General features: G+C 59.6%; 18 protein-coding genes and 1 other RNA gene. 9 read left to right on the forward strand and 10 right to left on the reverse strand.

The features are described 5' to 3' along the window. Positions 1 to 101: 101 nt before the first annotated feature. Positions 102 to 1,418: a D-amino acid dehydrogenase gene (locus VNZ65_RS12835; protein ID WP_325669550.1), complete on the forward strand. Its 1,317-nt coding sequence runs from the start codon at positions 102 to 104 to the stop codon at positions 1,416 to 1,418. Positions 1,419 to 1,564: 146 nt separating this feature from the next. On the opposite strand, the gene VNZ65_RS12840 is transcribed toward VNZ65_RS12835, so the two are convergent. Next, positions 1,565 to 2,074, reverse strand: coding sequence for an Lrp/AsnC family transcriptional regulator (locus VNZ65_RS12840; RefSeq protein WP_325669551.1), 510 nt, complete (start codon positions 2,072 to 2,074; stop codon positions 1,565 to 1,567). Positions 2,075 to 2,277: 203 nt separating this feature from the next. On the opposite strand from VNZ65_RS12840, the gene VNZ65_RS12845 reads away from it, so the two are divergent. The 3 genes from VNZ65_RS12845 (at position 2,278) to VNZ65_RS12855 (ending at position 6,250) form a co-directional block, all read left to right on the forward strand. Continuing rightward, positions 2,278 to 3,426 (forward strand): branched-chain amino acid ABC transporter substrate-binding protein, encoded by a 1,149-nt coding sequence (locus VNZ65_RS12845; protein WP_325669553.1) that lies wholly within the window; start codon positions 2,278 to 2,280, stop codon positions 3,424 to 3,426. 277 nt (positions 3,427 to 3,703) lie between these two features. Then, positions 3,704 to 4,849 (forward strand): branched-chain amino acid ABC transporter substrate-binding protein, encoded by a 1,146-nt coding sequence (locus VNZ65_RS12850; RefSeq protein ID WP_414649117.1) that lies wholly within the window; start codon positions 3,704 to 3,706, stop codon positions 4,847 to 4,849. 273 nt (positions 4,850 to 5,122) lie between these two features. Next, complete coding sequence (locus tag VNZ65_RS12855) at positions 5,123 to 6,250, forward strand: branched-chain amino acid ABC transporter substrate-binding protein (protein WP_414649121.1); 1,128 nt, start codon at positions 5,123 to 5,125, stop codon at positions 6,248 to 6,250. A gap of 210 nt (positions 6,251 to 6,460) precedes the next feature. Here the strand turns inward: VNZ65_RS12855 and VNZ65_RS12860 are convergent, their stop codons facing one another. Continuing rightward, on the reverse strand, positions 6,461 to 6,766 hold the full coding sequence (locus tag VNZ65_RS12860) for a c-type cytochrome (RefSeq protein ID WP_062112291.1): 306 nt from the start codon (positions 6,764 to 6,766) through the stop codon (positions 6,461 to 6,463). A gap of 164 nt (positions 6,767 to 6,930) precedes the next feature. On the opposite strand from VNZ65_RS12860, the gene VNZ65_RS12865 reads away from it, so the two are divergent. The 4 genes from VNZ65_RS12865 to VNZ65_RS12880 all read left to right on the forward strand — a co-directional run bounded on the left by VNZ65_RS12865 (position 6,931) and on the right by VNZ65_RS12880 (position 10,622). After that, positions 6,931 to 7,170 carry a TIGR04438 family Trp-rich protein gene (locus tag VNZ65_RS12865; RefSeq protein WP_325669558.1) on the forward strand — a complete coding sequence of 80 codons (240 nt, stop codon included), beginning with the start codon at positions 6,931 to 6,933 and terminating at the stop codon, positions 7,168 to 7,170. 64 nt (positions 7,171 to 7,234) lie between these two features. After that, positions 7,235 to 8,128 carry a LysR substrate-binding domain-containing protein gene (locus tag VNZ65_RS12870; protein WP_325669560.1) on the forward strand — a complete coding sequence of 298 codons (894 nt, stop codon included), beginning with the start codon at positions 7,235 to 7,237 and terminating at the stop codon, positions 8,126 to 8,128. A gap of 3 nt (positions 8,129 to 8,131) precedes the next feature. Then, the gene (lgt, locus tag VNZ65_RS12875; RefSeq protein WP_061937692.1) at positions 8,132 to 8,986 is read left to right on the forward strand and encodes a prolipoprotein diacylglyceryl transferase; all 855 of its coding nucleotides are present in this window, start codon (positions 8,132 to 8,134) and stop codon (positions 8,984 to 8,986) included. 82 nt (positions 8,987 to 9,068) lie between these two features. Next, entirely contained in the window at positions 9,069 to 10,622 is a 1,554-nt protein-coding gene (locus VNZ65_RS12880; protein WP_325669564.1) for a malonyl-CoA synthase, read from the forward strand. Here the strand turns inward: VNZ65_RS12880 and VNZ65_RS12885 are convergent. The 5 genes from VNZ65_RS12885 to VNZ65_RS12905 form a co-directional block, all read right to left on the reverse strand. Beyond that, positions 10,612 to 11,073, reverse strand: a complete 462-nt coding sequence (locus VNZ65_RS12885; RefSeq protein WP_325669565.1) for an EVE domain-containing protein — start codon at positions 11,071 to 11,073, stop codon at positions 10,612 to 10,614. The two genes, VNZ65_RS12880 and VNZ65_RS12885, sit on opposite strands and share 11 nt — an antisense overlap. A gap of 106 nt (positions 11,074 to 11,179) precedes the next feature. Then, positions 11,180 to 11,360: non-coding RNA, 6S RNA (gene ssrS / locus VNZ65_RS12890), on the reverse strand. Between the two features lie 67 nt (positions 11,361 to 11,427). After that, positions 11,428 to 11,739 (reverse strand): cell division protein ZapA, encoded by a 312-nt coding sequence (locus tag VNZ65_RS12895; protein WP_061937683.1) that lies wholly within the window; start codon positions 11,737 to 11,739, stop codon positions 11,428 to 11,430. Next, on the reverse strand, positions 11,736 to 11,981 hold the full coding sequence (zapB, locus tag VNZ65_RS12900; protein WP_325669568.1) for a cell division protein ZapB: 246 nt from the start codon (positions 11,979 to 11,981) through the stop codon (positions 11,736 to 11,738). Before zapB ends, VNZ65_RS12895 begins: the two co-directional genes overlap by 4 nt. Before the next feature lie 68 nt (positions 11,982 to 12,049). After that, positions 12,050 to 12,559 carry an FUSC family protein gene (locus VNZ65_RS12905; RefSeq protein ID WP_325669570.1) on the reverse strand — a complete coding sequence of 170 codons (510 nt, stop codon included), beginning with the start codon at positions 12,557 to 12,559 and terminating at the stop codon, positions 12,050 to 12,052. A 219-nt stretch (positions 12,560 to 12,778) separates the two neighbouring features. On the opposite strand from VNZ65_RS12905, the gene VNZ65_RS12910 reads away from it, so the two are divergent. After that, positions 12,779 to 13,996 (forward strand): lactonase family protein, encoded by a 1,218-nt coding sequence (locus VNZ65_RS12910; RefSeq protein ID WP_325669572.1) that lies wholly within the window; start codon positions 12,779 to 12,781, stop codon positions 13,994 to 13,996. A 1-nt stretch (position 13,997) separates the two neighbouring features. Here the strand turns inward: VNZ65_RS12910 and VNZ65_RS12915 are convergent, their stop codons facing one another. Genes VNZ65_RS12915 through fdhF form a run of 3 tightly spaced genes read right to left on the reverse strand, consistent with a single transcriptional unit; the run spans position 13,998 to position 17,971 of the window. Further along, positions 13,998 to 14,222: a formate dehydrogenase subunit delta gene (locus VNZ65_RS12915; protein ID WP_325669574.1), complete on the reverse strand. Its 225-nt coding sequence runs from the start codon at positions 14,220 to 14,222 to the stop codon at positions 13,998 to 14,000. A gap of 38 nt (positions 14,223 to 14,260) precedes the next feature. After that, a complete protein-coding gene (fdhD, locus tag VNZ65_RS12920) occupies positions 14,261 to 15,085 on the reverse strand; it encodes a formate dehydrogenase accessory sulfurtransferase FdhD (protein ID WP_325669576.1) in 825 nt (274 codons plus the stop codon). Positions 15,086 to 15,103: 18 nt separating this feature from the next. Then, positions 15,104 to 17,971 (reverse strand): formate dehydrogenase subunit alpha, encoded by a 2,868-nt coding sequence (gene fdhF / locus VNZ65_RS12925; protein ID WP_325669578.1) that lies wholly within the window; start codon positions 17,969 to 17,971, stop codon positions 15,104 to 15,106. Between the last annotated feature and the right edge of the window lie 68 nt (positions 17,972 to 18,039).

Here is an 18,039-nt window from a genome sequence, read left to right on the forward strand (position 1 = left end):
TTGATCGCCTAAAAAATCCCGGTTTTCTTACAATAGCGCTATTGAAAAAGCTGTTCCTGCAACGCGCAGCTGGTTAAAAACGGTGGTTTTTTGGAGATGAGATGAAAGTAATAGTATTGGGCGCTGGTGTAATCGGGACCTCTTCGGCATGGTTCCTGAACAAGGAAGGTCACGATGTCACCGTGATCGAACGCCAGCCTGGCGCCGCCCAGGAAACCAGTTTTGCCAACGGCTGCCAGATTTCCGTGTCGCATGCCGAGCCTTGGGCCAACCCGCAGGCGCCCTTGAAGGTCTTGAAATGGCTGGGGCAGGAAGACGCGCCCTTGCTGTACCGCTTCCGTCCGGAATGGCTGCAATGGAAATGGGCGCTCAACTTCCTGCGCGAATGCACGCCGGCGCGCACCAATGACAATATCCGCCAGATCGTCGCCATCTGCGAATACAGCCGCCAGACCTTGCAGGCGGTGCGCGCCGATACCGGCGTCGACTACGATTGCCTGACGCGCGGCATCCTGCACTTCTATACAGATCAAAAAGAATTCGACATCTCGCTGCCGGCTGCGCAACTGATGCGCGACCTCGGCTGCCCGCGCGACTCGATCAGCGCCGATGAAGTGGTGAAGATCGAACCGGCGCTGGCGCGCATCCGCGACAAGATCGTCGGCGGCGACTTTACCGCCACCGACGAATCGGGCGACGTCTACAAATTCACATCGGGCCTCGCCGACAAAGCCGCCGAAGCCGGCGTCAACTTCCAGTACAACACCAGCGTCACCCGCCTGCTCACCGAAGGCAGCGGCGCCGGCGCCAAGATCACCGGGGTGGAAGTGATCAATGCCGATGGCCGCCACGAAGTGCTGCATGCCGATGCTTTCGTGGTCGCCATGGGCAGTTTCTCGACGCCGCTGCTGAAACCGCTCGGCGTCGACCTGATGATCTATCCGGGCAAGGGCTACTCGGCTACCTACCAGATCACCAATCCGGACGCGGCGCCAAGCGTGTCGCTGACCGACGACGGCTACAAGCTGGTGGTGTCGCGCCTGGGCGACCGCCTGCGGGTGGCCGGCACCTGCGAGCTGAACGGCTACACGCGCGAGCTCAACACCACCCGCTGCGAGGCGATTACGCGCCGCACGCGCGAACTGTTCCCGGACGGCTGCGACTACGACAATCCGGTCTACTGGACCGGCCTGCGGCCGATGACGCCATCCAACGTGCCCTACATCGGCAAGAGCAAGATCAGCAACCTGTTCCTTAATACCGGCCACGGTACGCTCGGCTGGACCATGGGTTGCGGCTCAGGACGCGCCATCGCCGAGATCGTCTCGGGACGCCGGCCGGAAGTCGATTTCGCCTTTACCGGCATGCCGCGGCAAGTGCCGCAGCCGCTGATATTGCCGCGTCCGCTGCAAGCCTGAACAAGCTGATCGCCTGACTGCCCTCGCGGCAAGCCCTGAAAAGACCGATGCTGTCGCCAGCACCGGTCTTTTTTTTGCCGGCACGGGCATGGCGCGCTTTTTGCTCAGCTGTATTCAGGAAGCGGCAGGCGCACTGTTGCAGTGCATCACCTGACGGCGCGGACTTCGACCGTCGCCGGTTTTTCGTCGAAAGCGACGCGCGTCACGAACTTGGCGCGTTTCATCGGAAAGCGCGACTGGAAATGGCGGACGTTGCCGGAGCCTGAAATGACCCGGCGCACGAACTGATAGTAGGCATCCATGTCGATCACGTGCACCACCAGGAAGTAGTCGTAGTCGCCGGAAACGAAATAGCATTGCATGACCTCGGCTTCCTTGTTCATGCGCAGTTCGAACTCCTGCATGTGCTCGTCGGACTGGTGGTTCAGCGAGATTTCGAGGAAGGCCAGCATGCCGTAGCCGAGCGCAAAGGGATCGACCAGCGAGACGTCGGCGCTGATGATGCCGGCCTCGCGCAAGTCGCGCAGGCGGCGCAGGCAGGTCGGTTGGGAAATGTGCGCTTTGTCGGCCAAAGTACGGGTCGGCATTTGATTGTCGCGCTGCAACAAATTGAGCAACTTGCGGTCGACTTTGTCTAGGGTGTGGTGTTTGCTCATGCCAAGGGATCAGGGGCTGCTGCTGCCGTTTTAAGAATTCGCAAAAACCGCTATGCGAAGCGTTTTTTATGTTGTAACGTTGCTCTATTCGGATAAGACTTAACTTACAAAATTTTCAGTCTTATCTGAGTAAATAATAAATAAGCAGCGGACGGTGAAACTGTAACTAGATTGTTTTATTTTAAATCCTCAGGAGGATATTCATGCAGAACAAGATCAAAATGATTCCGTTGGCTGGCGCAATTGCAATGGCTTTCGCCTTTGCCGGTCCGGTTTCGGCACAAGAAGTCATCACCATCGGCCAGGTCAGCCCGCTCACGGGTCCTAACGCCCACATCGGCAAGGACAATGAAAACGGCGCCACCATGGCGATCGAGGAACTGAATGCCAAGGGCACCAAGATCGGCGGCAAGCCAGTGAAATTCGTACTGGCTTCCGAGGACGACGCTTCCGATCCTAAGCAAGGAACTGCCGCTGCCCAGAAACTGGTGGACGCCAAGGTCAAGGGTATTATTGGCCACATGAACTCCGGCACCACCATCCCGGCATCGAAAATCTATCACGATGCCGGCATCCCGCAAATCTCGCCTTCCGCCACCAATCCTAAGTACACCCAGCAAGGCTTCGACACTGCGTTCCGCGTAGTCGCCAACGACGGCCAGCTGGGCGGCACCCTGGGACGCTACGCCATCAACACGCTGAAAGCCAAGAACATTGCGGTCATCGATGACCGCACTGCCTACGGCCAAGGTGTTGCTGAAGAGTTCACCAAGAGCGCCAAGAAAGCCGGCGGCACTATCGTTGCGACGCAGTTCACCAACGACAAGGCGACCGATTTCAACGCGATTCTGACCTCGATCAAGTCGAAGAATCCTGACCTGATTTTCTTCGGCGGCATGGATGCTGTCGGCGGCCCGATGCTGCGCCAGATGGACCAGCTGGGCATCAAGGCCAAGTTCATGGGCGGCGACGGCCTGTGTACTACTGAACTGGCCAAGCTGGCCGGCGCCGGCCTGAAAGACGACCAGGTGGTTTGCGCTGAAGCCGGCGGTGTGCCGGATGCAGGCAAGGCCGCTCTGGAAGCCTTCAAGGTCGCTTACCAAAAACGCTTCAACCAGGAAGTCGTGATCTATGCACCGTATGAATACGATGCGCTGATGACCATGGTCGCTGCGATGGAAAAAGCCGGTTCCTCGGATCCTAAGAAATACCTGCCTGAACTGGCCAAGATCCACTACAAGGGCGTGACTGGCGAGATCTCCTTCGATCCTAAGGGCGACATCAAGGACGGTTCGCTGACCTTGTACACCTACAAGGACGGCAAGCGCACTCTGCTGACCGTGACAAAATAATCGTCGTACGCAGCTCCTAGAAAGCGCCCCGGTTTCCGGGGCGCTTTTTTTATGCCCGCGCGGATTCTCGCGGCACGGCTCTCCCCTCTGTCAGCGGCCGCCACCGTACACAATCAGGCTGCATGCGGCACCGCGCAATTCCCTCATCCAGCGCAAGGATATTGTCTAAAAGTCTTTGAGAAGATTTTTTTCTGTTGTAAGGTTTACATGTTCCGCGCTGTAAAGCTGGAAAAGCTTTCATTGACCTTATCAAATCCTTAGGAGGAAACACGTGCAGATGAAGAATAAAATGTTGCCGCTGGCTGCAGCAATCGCATTGGCCTTGAGCGCCGCCGGCGCCGCCCATGCGGAAGATCAAGTCGTCAAGATCGGCCACGTCGGCCCGGTGACCGGCCCCTCGGCCCACCTCGGCAAGGACATGGAAAACGGCGCCAAGATGGCGGTCGAGGAATTGAACGCCAAGGGTGTCACCCTGGGCGGCAAGAAGGTCAAGTTCGTGCTGCTGGCGGAAGACGATGCTTCCGATCCGAAGCAAGGCACGGCAGCGGCGCAGAAACTGGTCGACGCCAAGATCGACGGCGTCATCGGCCACTTGAATTCCGGCACCACCATCCCGGCCTCGAAGATTTACTACGACGCCGGCATTCCGCAGATTTCGCCGGCAGCCACCAGCCCGAAATACACGCAGCAAGGTTTCAACAGCGTGTTCCGGGTCGTCGCCAACGACGGCCAGCTGGGCGGCACCCTGGGCCGCTATGCGGCGACGGCGCTGCATGCCAAGAATATCGCGGTCATCGATGACCGCACCGCCTACGGCCAAGGGGTGGCGCAAGAGTTCGCCAAGGGCGCCAAGGCTGCCGGCGTCAATATCGTGGCGACCCAGTTCACCAACGACAAGGCGACCGACTTCAACGCCATCCTGACCTCGATCAAGGCCAAGAATCCGGACGTAATCTTCTTCGGCGGCATGGATGCGGTCGCCGGTCCGATGCTGCGCCAGATGAAGGCGCTCGGCATCAAGGCCAAGTTCATGGGCGGCGACGGCATGTGTACGGCAGAGCTGGGCAAGCTGGCCGGCGATGGCCTGAGCGATGACCAGGTGGTGTGTGCAGAAGCCGGTGGCGTGGAAGAATCGGGCAAGAAAGGCCTGGAGGATTTCAAGGCAGCTTTCCTAAAGAAGTACGGCACCGAAGTCAAACTGTACGCGCCCTACTCCTACGACTCGGTGATGACCATGGTGGAGGCAATGCAGAAAGCCAATTCCGCCGATCCGAAAAAATACCTGCCGGAACTGGCGAAGATCCATCACAAGGGCGTGACCGGCATGATCGCCTTCGACGCCAAGGGCGATATCAAGGACGGCACGCTGACTCTGTACACCTACAAGGCTGGCAAGCGGACCTTGCTGACCGTGACCAAATAAACCATCGCAGCAGCTTTGCAGAAGCGCTCCGCCCGCAAGGCCGGAGCGCTTTTTTCATGCCTATTGTTTCCATGGAGCCAGCAGCTTACGCATATCATTCTGCCGAATTGATAAAAAAGCATATAAATGCCCTTTGCGCCGGCTATGGATTGTTGTAACGTTTAACTCCCTCAAGACAGTCCGAACTCGCGGCGCAAGCCGACTGTCTAAAAACTGATTTTTTAATAATACCGCCGACAATCCTTAGGAGAAACCCTGGTGCACACTACTAAAATGATGCCGCTGGCTGCCGCCATCGCCCTGTCCCTGGCCGCTTCGGCGCAGGCGCAAGAGCAAGTGGTCAAGATCGCTCACGTCGGACCGATCACCGGCCCTATCGCCCATATCGGCAAGGACAATGAAAACGGCGCCCGCATGGCGATCGAAGCATTGAATGCGCAGGGCATCGTGCTGGACGGCAAGAAGACCCGCTTCGTGCTGGTGGCGGAAGACGATGCATCCGATCCGAAGCAGGCCACCGCCGTCGCCCAGAAGCTGGTCGACGCCAAGGTCGCCGGCGTCATCGGCCACGTCAATTCCGGCACCTCGATCCCGGCATCGAAGATCTATTACGACGCCGGCATCCCGCAGATTTCGCCTTCCACCACCAGCGCCAAATATACCCAGCAAGGCTTCAACACGACCTTCCGCGTGGTCGCCAACGACAGCCAGCTGGGCGGCGCCCTCGGCCGTTATGCGGCCAGCACGCTGCATGCCAAGACCGCAGCGGTGATCGACGACCGCACCGCCTACGGCCAGGGTTTGGCGGAAGAATTCAGCAAAGCGGCCAAAGCGGCCGGCATGACCATCGTCTCCAGCCAGTTCACCAACGACAAGGCGACCGACTTCAACGCCATCCTGACCTCGTTCAAGGCCAAGAAACCTGACGTCGTCTTCTTCGGCGGCCTGGATGCCGGCGCCGGCCCGATGCTGCGCCAGATGAGAGCGCTCGGCATCAAGGCCAAGTTCATGGGCGGCGACGCCATCTGCACTTCCGACCTGCCGAAACTGGCGGGCGACGGCATCAGCAACGACCAGGTGATCTGCGCCGAAGCCGGCGGCGTAGAAGACTCGGGCAGAAAAGCGCTGGACGGATTCCGCACTGCATACAAGATCAAATACGGCAAGGATGTGGTGATCTATGCGCCGTATACCTACGATGCCTTGATGACGATGGCAGATGCGATGCAAAAAGCCAAGTCGGCCGATCCGAAGAAATACCTGCCGGAACTGGCGAAGATCCAGCACCAGGGCGTGACCGGCATGATTTCGTTTGATGCCAAGGGCGACATCAAGGACGGCACCATCACTCTGTACACTTACCGCGGCGCGCAGCGCAGCCAGCTAGCTGTGACCAAATAAGGCGTTTCCGGCCATCCTGAAAAGCCTCCCGCGGGATTAATGCCGTTCAGCCAAGATCGAACGGCATTTTTATTTGAGGGAACTGAAACGGCTTCAGCATGGGCAGAAAATCTGTCCGCCCTATGACCGTTTAACGGCGGACACGGCGACATTTTTACCAATAAAAAGGGCGCTCATCTGAGCGCCCTTTTTGCAGTCTGACCGGTGGAATTATTTCTGCGACAGAATCCACTTCACCAGCGTATGCGCTTCGGCTTCGCTGACTTGCGGATTGGCCGGCATCGGGATGGCGCCCCAAGTGCCGGTGCTGCCCTTCAGGACTTTTTGCACCAGCATGTCTTCGTCTTTTGCCGAAAACTTTGCCGCAACGTCTTTATATGCCGGTCCGACGACCTTGTTGGCTACCGAGTGGCATGCCAGACAGTTCTTGGCTTTTGCCAGATCCAGACCGGCGTCAGCCAGAGCAGAACCCGATGCCATTGCACCCAGCAATGCACAGATCAACAAACGTTTCATTCTTATCTCCGTCAAAAAAAATGTGACACCATTTTACCTGCCCGTGCGCATTGTCTCATATCCCGCAAACACCTACCTACATCAGGGATCCGACATATCAGAGCGACATCCGTTGACCACAGGCATCTTTCGCCCTATCCTTTCGGCAAAGAAAAGGGAATGCCATGCCACTGATTATCATTATCGTTGTACTAATAGCGTTAAAATACTTCGAAGTCACTGCGTTTTTTACCAATATGTCCTGGTGGTGGATCGCGGGCCTGATGGCGATCGCTTTCATCTGGTTTGAATTTCTCGAACGCATGCTCGGCCTGGACAAGCGCAAGGCGCACGAAGAACTCGAAAAAATCAAGAAGGAACGCGTCAAGAAAACCTTCGACAAGAATAACCGTCCCGGCCGCTGATACGGCCACATCAAGCAAAGCAAAAAGCCGGCTTCTCTCCGGCTTTTTTATTAGGTATCGATGAATGAATATAGAGCTGCGACAACTGCGCTATTTCGTGGCGGTGGCGGAAGAAAGGCATTTCGGCCGCGCCGCGCTGCGGCTGCACATGACGCAGCCGCCTTTGTCGCAAGCCATCCAGGCGCTCGAAGCCGGTCTTGGCGCCGCTCTGTTTGCGCGCACCAAGCGCAGCGTCGCCCTGACCCCGGCCGGGCAAGCGCTGCTGCCGGAAGCACAACGCCTGCTGCAGCAGGCCGCTACCCTGCCCGACCTGGTCCGGCGCGCCGCCAGTGGCGAGTCGGGCCTGCTCACGCTCTCCTTCGTCTCCACCGCCGACTACAGCATCCTGCCGCCTTTGCTGCGTTCTTTCCGCGAAACCTACCCGCAGGTACGGATAGACCTGCAGGAAGCCACCAGCGACCTGCAGCTGGCGCAGCTGATGGAAGGCCGCATCGATGCCGGCTTGCTGATCCCGCCCTTGCCGGACAAAGCCAGGCTGGTGCTCGATTATCAGCCTGTGCTGTCCGAACCCTTGATGCTGGCGGCGCCAAGCGGCCTCAAGGCGCTGCGCGGCAAAGGCAAGATTGCCCTGAGCAGCGTGGCCGACATGCCCCTGATTATTTTCCCGCGCCGCATCTCGCCCGGTTTCCATGACACCATCCTGGGTTGCTTCCGCGCCGCCGGCGTCACCCCGCATATCGGCCAGGAGGCAATCCAGATGCAAACCATCGTCGGCCTGGTGTCGGCTGGCATGGGGATCGCGCTTGTGCCACAATCGGTGTCGAACCTGCAACGCCCGGGGGTCGACTATCGCGAATTGCTGGACCAGACGCCGCTGGTAGAGACCGGGCTGGCCTGGCGACGCGATAATGCCTCACCTGTACTGCAAGCCTTTTTAGAATTATTAAGAAAGAAATAGAACATGCTGATCCACCCCTTACCCGATCCGATCGCCTTCTCACTCGGCCCGCTGCATGTACGCTGGTACGGCCTGATGTATCTGCTGGCCTTCATCCAGTTCATCTGGGTCGGCCGCATCCGTATCAAGCAGCCGCATATCGCCGCGGTCGGCTGGAAAAAGGAAGATATCGACGACATGCTGTTCTACGGCGTGCTGGGGGTGGTGATCGGCGGCCGCCTGGGCCAGGTGTTCTTTTACGATCCGGCCTACTATTTTTCGCACCCGGCCGAAATCATCGCCGTATGGAAGGGCGGCATGTCTTTCCACGGCGGCTTCCTCGGCGTCCTGATCGCCATGGCGTTGTGGGGCCGCAAGGCTGGCCGCAACCTGATGGACATCATGGATTTCATCGCACCGATGGTGCCGCTGGGCTACGCCGCCGGCCGCCTCGGCAATTTCATCAACGGCGAACTGCCGGGCCGCGTGGTTTCCGACCCGTCGCTGCCGTGGGCCATGATCTGGCCGAACGTGGACAACCTGCCGCGCCATCCGTCGCCGATCTACCAGATGCTGGTCGACGGCATCCTGCTGTTCATCATTCTCTGGCTGTTCTCGCGCAAGCCGCGGCCGCGCATGGCAGTGGCCGGCATGTTCTCGCTGCTGTACGGCTGCGCCCGCTTCTTCACCGAATACTTCCGCGTGCCGGACTACAACGTCACTTTCGGCGGCATCACGATTTCCGCCGGCCAGATGCTGTCGGTGCCGATGATCGTGCTCGGCATTATCCTGCTGTTCATCGCTTACCGCCATCCGCGCAAATATGCCGGCGCCGCCGATGCGCCGCCGGTCAAGGCCGCCAGCCCCGCTCCAACCTGAAGCGCAATACCGTGCCGCCGGCCATTCCTGATGTAGGGATAGCGCCGGCGGCGATGGCCGAACGTCTTTTTCCCGCATCTCTATGAACGCCAATCTCTACGCCCTGTTCGCGTCGCATTTCCCTGCCGATAAAACCGCCTGCTGCATCGAAACCCATGACGGCCAGTACTACACCTGGGGCGATGTCGAGCGCGCCTCCGCCCGCATCGCCAACCTGTTCAAGAGCCTGGACCTGCCGCGCGGCGCGCGGATTGCCGTGCAGGTAGAGAAATCGCCGGAAGCCTTGATACTGTACCTGGCGACGCTGCGCGCCGGCTTTGTCTACCTGCCGCTGAATACGGCTTACCGCAGCGCGGAAATCGAATACTTCATCGGCGATGCCGAGCCCGCGGTGTTCATCTGCTCGCCGAAAAATTTCGGCTGGGTGGCGCAGATCGCCTTCAAGGCCGGCACCCGGCACCTGTTCACGCTGGATGAAATCAGCAGCGGCAACCAAGGCCGCAATTCCGGCTCGCTGTTGGCGCGCGCCATGCATTTCCCGGACCATTTCGAGACCGTGGAAAACCAGGCCGACGACCTCGCCGTCATCTTGTATACCTCCGGGACCACTGGCCGCAGCAAAGGGGCCATGCTCTCGCACGGCAATATCGCATCGAACGCCAAGGTGCTGCAGCAGTACTGGCACTGGCAAGCCGGCGACGTGCTGCTGCACGCGCTGCCGCTGTTCCATATCCATGGCTTGCTGGTGGCTGCCAACGGCGCCCTGCTGAATGGCAGCAAGATGATTTTCCTGCCGAAATTCGAGGCCGCCGAAGTCTGCCGCCAGCTGCCGCGCAGCACCATCTTCATGGGCGTGCCCACCTACTATGTGCGCCTGCTGGCGGCCCAGGGTTTCGACGCCCATGCCTGCCGCAATATCCGCCTGTTCGTGTCCGGTTCGGCGCCTTTGCTGGCCGATACCTTTGCTGAATTTAAGGTGCGCAGCGGCCACACCATCCTGGAACGCTATGGCATGAGCGAAACCGCCATGCTGACTTCCAATCCCTATGACCGGGAACGGCGCGGCGGCACGGTCGGCCACCCCTTGCCGGGCGTCTCGCTGCGGCTGGCCGGCAGCGACGGCAGCAGCGTTGGCGGCGCCGGTGAAATCGGCGATATCCAGGTAAAAGGTCCGAATGTATTCCAGGGTTACTGGCGCATGCCGGAAAAGACCGCGGAGGAATTCACCGCCGACGGTTATTTCAAGACCGGCGATGTCGGCAAGTTCGACGATGACGGCTATCTGGCCATCGTCGGCCGCAGCAAGGACCTGATCATTTCCGGCGGCTATAACGTCTATCCCAAGGAAATCGAAAGCGTGCTCGATGAGATCGACGGCGTGCTGGAATCAGCGGTGATCGGCATCCCGCACGCCGATTTCGGCGAAGCCGTGACGGCGGTCATCGTCAAGCGGCCGGACGCCAAGCTGACCACTGCCGGCGTGATCGAACTGATGAAAAGCAGCATCGCCAACTTCAAGGTGCCGAAGCAAGTGTTCTTCGCCGATGAGCTGCCGCGCAACACCATGGGCAAGGTGCAAAAGAACCTGCTGCGCGAACACTATGCCAAGCAGGCAGCCGTTACCGTCACGCCTTGAGCAGCTTGCCGATGTGGCGCCATTCGGCGGCGCTGACCGGCGTGATGGAAAGCCGGTTGCCGCGCCGCAGGATCTGCATTTCGGCCAGCGCTTCCTGTGCGCGCAGTTCGGCCAAAGGGAGGAGCCGGGTTTTCTTGAGCGCCTTGACATCGACCAGCATCCAGCGCGGATTTTCACGCTCGGCCTTGGCATCGAAATATTTGCTCTTGGAATCGAACTGGGTATCGTCCGGATAGGGTGTGCTCGCCACTTCCGCCAGGCCGGCGATGCCCGGCACCGCACAGCCGGAGTGGTAGAACAGTACGCCGTCGCCGACCTTCATCAGGTCGCGCATGAAATTGCGCGCTTGATAATTGCGTACGCCATACCAGGCAATCGTCTGCCCGGGCATGCCCAGCACATCGTCGATGCTGGCGTCGTCCGGCTCGGATTTCATTAGCCAATAATTCATGTGGTCTCTTTCCGCTGTTCTACAGGCATCGCAACAGGCCGCAAAAAACGCAAAAGCAAAGCCGCAAAAGAAAAAGCGGCTGCATGGTTATGCAACCGCTTCAGAATCAAGTCCCGCCTGTGCCGCTTTGTCGGCATCCTGAACCAAAGCGATTCAAGTTGGCCGCAGTTAGTTCAACTTCGGGCTCATCGGACTAGCGACGCTCACACCTGTCGAACAAAATTCCGCAGCCGGTGCGTATAAATGGTTCAAGGATTTTATGACAATCGCGAACACGGCAGGAGTGAGTAGTCTACTCCAAACAACTTCCAAGTCAAACCCTTTGCCGCAAGTTTTTTCTTGGATTTCGCCGCCTCAGAACAGGTCTTCCTGGGCCGCCAGGGCGTCATCCAGCACGGTATGCATCGCCGCAATGTTCTGCTTCACTTCCGACACCGTCAGCTCGGACAACGGCCCCGAAGGCGCCTTGCTGCTCAATAATTCAGCAGCAATCCCGAGCGCGGCAATCACGGCGATGCGGTCGTTGCCGCGAATCTTGCCGGCGTCGCGGATCGCTGTCATTTTACCGTCGAGGTAGCTCACCGCTTCCTGCAGGGCGTTTTCTTCGCCTTCCTTGCAGGACAGGGTATATGGCTGGCCCATGATGTTGACGCTTAACTGGCTCATGCAAGCTCCTTATCCTGCGGCGACGACGGCAATGCCGGCAATTTCTCAAGTAAGGCGGCAACGCGCCGGTGCGCTTCGTCTATCCGCTGTTGTAATTCTGCATTCTGGCGTTGCAGGTCCTCGCTCTCGCTCTGCAAATCCTTGGCACGCAGGCGCAAATCGACATTTTCGCGGCGCAGAGCGTGCGTCAGCTCGGCCAGCTGGCCTATTTTTTCTGATAATTGATGGAATTCTGAAATCATTTTGTCACTATAGTGTTGCTTAGGAAATTACGTCAATAGATTCGATCAATCAATCTCGCGCTTGGTGATCAGGTCTTCACTGGCGCCAGACGCTTGAGCACAAAGCCGTAGGCCAATGATTGCAATAATGCCACGGTACTGCCGGCGATCACTTCACCGACGCGCAATAACGCATATTCAAGTTCCTGGTGCAGCCCCTTGCCGCCGATCGCCGCCGACATCAGGATCACCACGGTGGCCGGTCCCAGGCGCCAGTTGGCCGGATAGTTTTGCAACAGCATGGCAACCAGCACCGATACCGCCAGCGCGATCAGCAAGGACAGGAAGCCCGGGCCGAACAATACCAGCGCCAGGCAAGCCACCACGCAGCCGTTCAGGGTATTGATCAGGCGCGCCTTGAAACTGGCCTTGGCCAGGTTGATGTCCGGTTCAGTCACGATGATCAGCGAAATCATGGCCCAGTAAGGCTCCTGCAAACCCAGCGCGCGCAAGCCATACCATGTGATCAGGGCGCCGGTAAGTATCTTGACCAGATAAACCAGCGCATTCTTTTTGGGGCTGATGAACTGAAATTCCATTGGTCCTTGCCTGTCGGTTTTAATACAGCGCGAGCGCCATTCTAGCCGAGAACCGGGATCACCCGATATTTTACGTTACACGGCAGCTGATGCAGGAACGTTCCAAGCGCCTCGGCTGTCACATTTATGGATTGCCATTCTGGCTAGAAAACCCTATATTCATTCAACGAAATTATCCACCAGGGCGCTTGCCTGCAGCGCCCGGCTATCGAGGAAACCATGCCGACGCCATTATCGATTTCCCGTCTGTCCCGCCGGACGACCTTCTCCATCGCACTCACCGCCCTATTCGCCATGACCAGCCTGCCCCTCCAAGCCGAAACACCCGCGACTCCCGTACAGTTCGCCTATGTTGGAACATATAACCCTAACGGCGAAGGAGTCTATCTGTTCAAGGTCGACGGCCAGTCCGGTGCGCTCAGCCGGGCCGGCCTTGCCAGCAGCCAGCCTAATCCGGCACAGCTGACCGCAGGCCTGGATGGCAAGACCTTGTATGTGGCCAGCGAAATCGCCAACTACAAGGATGGCCAGCACGGCAGCGTGGCGGCCTATGCCGTCAACCGCACCGACGGCGCGCTGAGCAAGTTGAATGAGCAGGATTCGCAAGGCGCGACACCGGCCTTCGTGACGCTTTCGGCCCAGGGAAAACATCTATTCGCCGCCAACTACGGCGGCGGCTCGGTGGCAGTGTTTCCGCTGGGCGCCGACGGCAGTCTGCAGCCGGCCTCATCGGTACAGCAAAGCAGCGGCACCCCCGGCGCAGCAAGGCCGGAAGCGGCGGTCGTCGGCAGCTTCACCGCCAGCGACCATAACGGACCGCATGCGCACATGATCGCCAGCGACCCCAGCGGCCGCTTCGTGTTCTCCACCGACCTCGGGCTGGACCGCATCTACCAGTGGCGCTTCGACCAGACCAGCGGCCGCCTGAGCCCGAACATGCCGGCGTTCATCAAGGCGTCCTCGGCCGGCGCCGGGCCGCGCCACTTCGTCTTTCATCCCAACGGCAAGTACGTGTATGTCATCAACGAAGAATCGTCGACGCTGACGCTGTATCACTTCGACCAGGCCAAGGGCACTTTGCAGGAACAGGATTCAGTCTCGACCTTGCCGAAAAACTACCAGGGCACGAATTTCGCCTCGGGCCTGATCCTCAGCCCCGACGGCCGCTTCGCCTATGTCGCCAACCGGCTGCGCAACAGCATTGCGCAGTTTGCCATCGGCGCCGAGGGCAAGCTGACCTGGGTGGAGGATACCTGGACCCGCGGCGATTATCCGCGCAGCATCGTGATCGGGCCGCAAGGGCGCTTCATGTATGCGCTGAACCAGCGCAGCGACAACATCACCCAGTTCGCCATCGACAAGCAAAGCGGCAGGCTGGAATTCATCGACCGCTATACCGGGCTGGGCAGCCCGTCGCAGATGGTGTTCCTGCCGTAATTTATTTGAGGACGGCGGCGTGCAGGCGGATGGCTTCCTGCACGAACGGCATCAGTTCGGCGCCGCCTTCGTGGTCGACATAGGCCAGCAGTTCGCGCCGCATGCGCGGCTCCCAGCTACGCTTCAGATGAGTGATCAGGTCCGTCATGGCTTGCGGACGGTCCGGCATGGTGTCAAAAAATGCGCCGATCTGATTCGCCATTTTCACCAGATGTTCCAGATTCATTGCGTCTACCTTTTCTGCTGCAAGACTGTGTTTAAGAACTAAGCTGGCGCCAGGCGCTGCGGATGGGCATACACCACGTGGCCCGGCTGCCGCACGAAACCCAGCAGGGTGACGCCGGCCTGCTCCGCCAGCCGGATTGCCAGCGCAGTCGGCGCCGAGACCGCGACGATGAAGCCGCAGCCCATGCTGGCTGCCTTCTGTACCATTTCATAACTGGCGCGGCTGGTGATCAATATCGCGCCGCTGGCAAAATCCACCGGCGGATCCAGCTGCATCAGGCCGCCGATCAATTTATCGAGCGCGTTGTGGCGGCCGACATCTTCCCGCACCAGGCCGATATTTCCATCCGCTTGCAACCAGGCCGCGGCGTGCGTCGCTCCCGTAACCTGCTGCAAATGCTGTTGCTTCTGCATCTCCGCCATCGCCGCGTAAATCGCCGCCGCGGAAAAGCGCGCATGCGACACTACCGGCGCCGGCTTGCGCACTGCCTGCTGCAAGGTTTCCGCCCCGCACAAGCCGCAGCCGGTGCGGCCGGTCAGGTTGCGCCGCTTTTCCTTGAGCGCCACGAAGCGTTCCGTGGCGATCTGCATCTGCACCTGGATCCCCTCTTCAGCCATGACTATGTCGCAATCGAACAGCTCGCTGCGGTCTTGCAAGATGCCTTCCGTCAGGGAAAAGCCCAAGGCAAAATCTTCCAGATCGGCCGGCGAGGCCATCATCACCGCGTGCGAAATGCCGTTGTACTCCAGCGCCACCGGCACTTCTTCTGCCACCATATCGTGGCTGCGGCTGTTGCTGACACCGCCGTTACGCCAGCGCTCCACTGCTACCTCGGTGCTGCTGGCGTATTCTGGTAAGGCCATATGCTTTCCTCTGTACTGTTATTTGGTGACGGCTGCCTCCGTCCCATGCTCCGCCTGTCCTTGCAGCAGTTTCAGCTGCTGCTCGGTAAAGCGGCTGAACTGTTGCTGCCATGTGGACGGCTGGCTGACCGGCAGCACCTGCACCGCGGTGACCTTGTATTCCGGACAATTGGTGGCCCAGTCCGAATTATCGGTGGTGATCACGTTGGCGCCCGATTCCGGGAAGTGGAAGGTAGTGTAAACCACGCCCGGCTGCACCCGCTCGGTCACTGTCGCCCGCAGCACGGTCTGGCCGGCGCGCGATTCGATGCCGACCCAGTCGTCGTCCTTGATGCCGCGGTCCTCAGCGTCGTGCGGATGGATTTCCAGCCGGTCTTCGCTATGCCATTCGACGTTCTCGGTGCGGCGGGTCTGGGCGCCGACATTATATTGCGAGAGGATGCGGCCGGTGGTCAGGATCAATGGGAATTTCAGCGTCACTTTTTCATCGGTAGCGAAGTACTGGGTATTGATGAACTTTCCCTTGCCGCGCACGAACTGGCCGATATGCATGATCGGCGTGCCTTGCGGCGCTTCGTCGTTGCACGGCCACTGCAGGCTGCCGGCTTGGTCCAGCTTGGCGTAGCTGACACCGTGGAAGGTCGGCGTCAAGGCCGCGATCTCGTCCATGATCTGCGATGGATGCGTGTAGTTCATCGGATAACCCAGCGCATTGGACAGCGCCACGGTCACTTCCCAGTCCGATTTCCCGGCCTTGGCCGGCATCACCTTGCGTACCCGCGAAATGCGGCGTTCCGCGTTGGTGAACGTGCCGTCCTTTTCCAGGAACGAGGAACCTGGTAGGAACACATGTGCGTACTTGGCAGTCTCGTTGAGGAACAGGTCTTGCACGACGATGCATTCCATCGCCGCCATGGCGGCGGTGACGTGCTGGGTGTTCGGGTCCGACTGCACGATATCTTCGCCTTCGCAGTACAGCCCCATGAAGCTGCCGTCCAGCGCGGCATCGAACATGTTCGGAATGCGCAAACCCGGTTCCGGACTGAGCGTAACGCCCCAGACCTGTTCAAACTCGCCGCGCACGGTGCTGTCGGAGACGTGGCGATAACCCGGCAGTTCATGCGGAAAGGAGCCCATGTCGCAGGAGCCCTGCACATTGTTCTGGCCGCGCAGCGGATTGACGCCGACACCTTCGCGGCCGACATTGCCGGTCGCCATCGCCAGGTTGGCGATGCCGATCACCATGGTCGAACCTTGCGCATGTTCGGTGACGCCGAGGCCGTAGTAGATGGCGCCGTTGGCGGCGCTGGCATACAGACGCGCGGCGCCGCGCAGCTGCTCGGCCGGCACGCCGGTGATCTCGGCCGCGGCTTCCGGCGAGTGCTCCGGACGCAGCACGAATTCCTTCCAGTCGGTATACGACTTCTGATCGCAACGCTCGGCGACGAAGTCCGGCTTTTCCAGGCCTTCCGACAGGATCACATACGCCAGTGCAGTGATCAGCGCAACGTTGGTGCCCGGGCGCAGCTTCAGGTGGAACGCCGCCTGCACATGCGGCGACTTGACCATGTCGGTAGTACGCGGATCGACCACGATCAATTGTGCGCCCTGGCGCAAGCGACGCTTCATCTGCGAGGCAAACACCGGATGCGCGGCGACTGGATTGGCGCCGATCACCATGATCACGTCGGCCTGCATGACCGAATCGAAGGTCTGGGTGCCGGCCGATTCGCCCAGCGTCTGCTTGAGGCCGTAGCCGGTGGGTGAATGGCAAACCCGGGCGCAGGTATCGACGTTATTGTTGCCGAACGCCGCCCGCACCAGCTTTTGCACCAGATAGGTCTCTTCGTTGGTGCAGCGTGAAGAGGTAATGCCGCCTATCGAATCCTTGCCGTACTTGGCCTGGATGCGGCGGAATTCGCCGGCCGCATAGGCCAGCGCTTCATCCCACGACACTTCGCGCCAGGGATCGGTGATCTTGCTGCGTATCATGGGCTTGGTGATGCGGTCCTTGTGCGTCGCATAGCCCCAGGCAAAGCGGCCCTTGACGCAGGAGTGGCCATGGTTGGCCTGGCCATCCTTGTGCGGCACCATGCGCACCACCTGGTTGCCCTTCATCTCCGCCTTGAACGAACAGCCGACCCCGCAATAGGCGCAGGTGGTGATCGCGCTGTGCTCAGCCTGGCCCAGCATGATCACGGTCTTTTCGGTCAGGGTGGCGGTCGGGCAGGCTTGCACGCAGGCGCCGCAAGAGACGCATTCGGAATCCATGAAATCCTGCATCTGGCCGGCCGACACGCGCGATTCGAAACCGCGGCCGTCGATGGTCAACGCGAAGGTGCCCTGGGTTTCTTCACATGCACGCACGCAACGGTTGCAGACGATGCATTTGGAGGGATCGTAGGTGAAGTAAGGATTCGATTCATCCTTCTTCATTTTCAGATGGTTCTCGCCTTCGTAGCCGTAGCGTACTTCGCGCAGGCCGGTGACGCCTGCCATGTCCTGCAGTTCGCAATTGCCGTTGGTCGGGCAGGTCAGGCAGTCGAGCGGATGGTCGGAAATATAGAGCTCCATGACGCCGCGCCGGATATCGGCCAGTTTAGGCGTCTGGGTACGGACCTTCATGCCAGGCTCGCACGGCGTGGTGCAGGAAGCCGGATAGCCTTTGCGGCCGTCGATCTCCACCAGGCACAGGCGGCAGGAACCAAACGGTTCCAGGCTGTCGGTAGCGCATAGCTTGGGGACGTTGATGCCGGCCTCGACTGCGGCCCGCATCACCGAAGTGCCGGCCGCGACTTCGACGTTGACGCCGTCGATTTCGAGGGTCACCAGCTGGGTAGCCGTTTTGGCGGGAGTGCCGTAGTCGAGTTCGTTAAGCTGATTCATCACATACTCCTGGTTCCGACAAATTTTTTATCCATCGCTGTGTAGGGTGGGCACGCTTTTGTGCCCAC

This window comes from Collimonas sp., from assembly GCF_035566555.1.
Taxonomy (GTDB): Bacteria; Pseudomonadota; Gammaproteobacteria; order Burkholderiales; family Burkholderiaceae_D; genus Collimonas.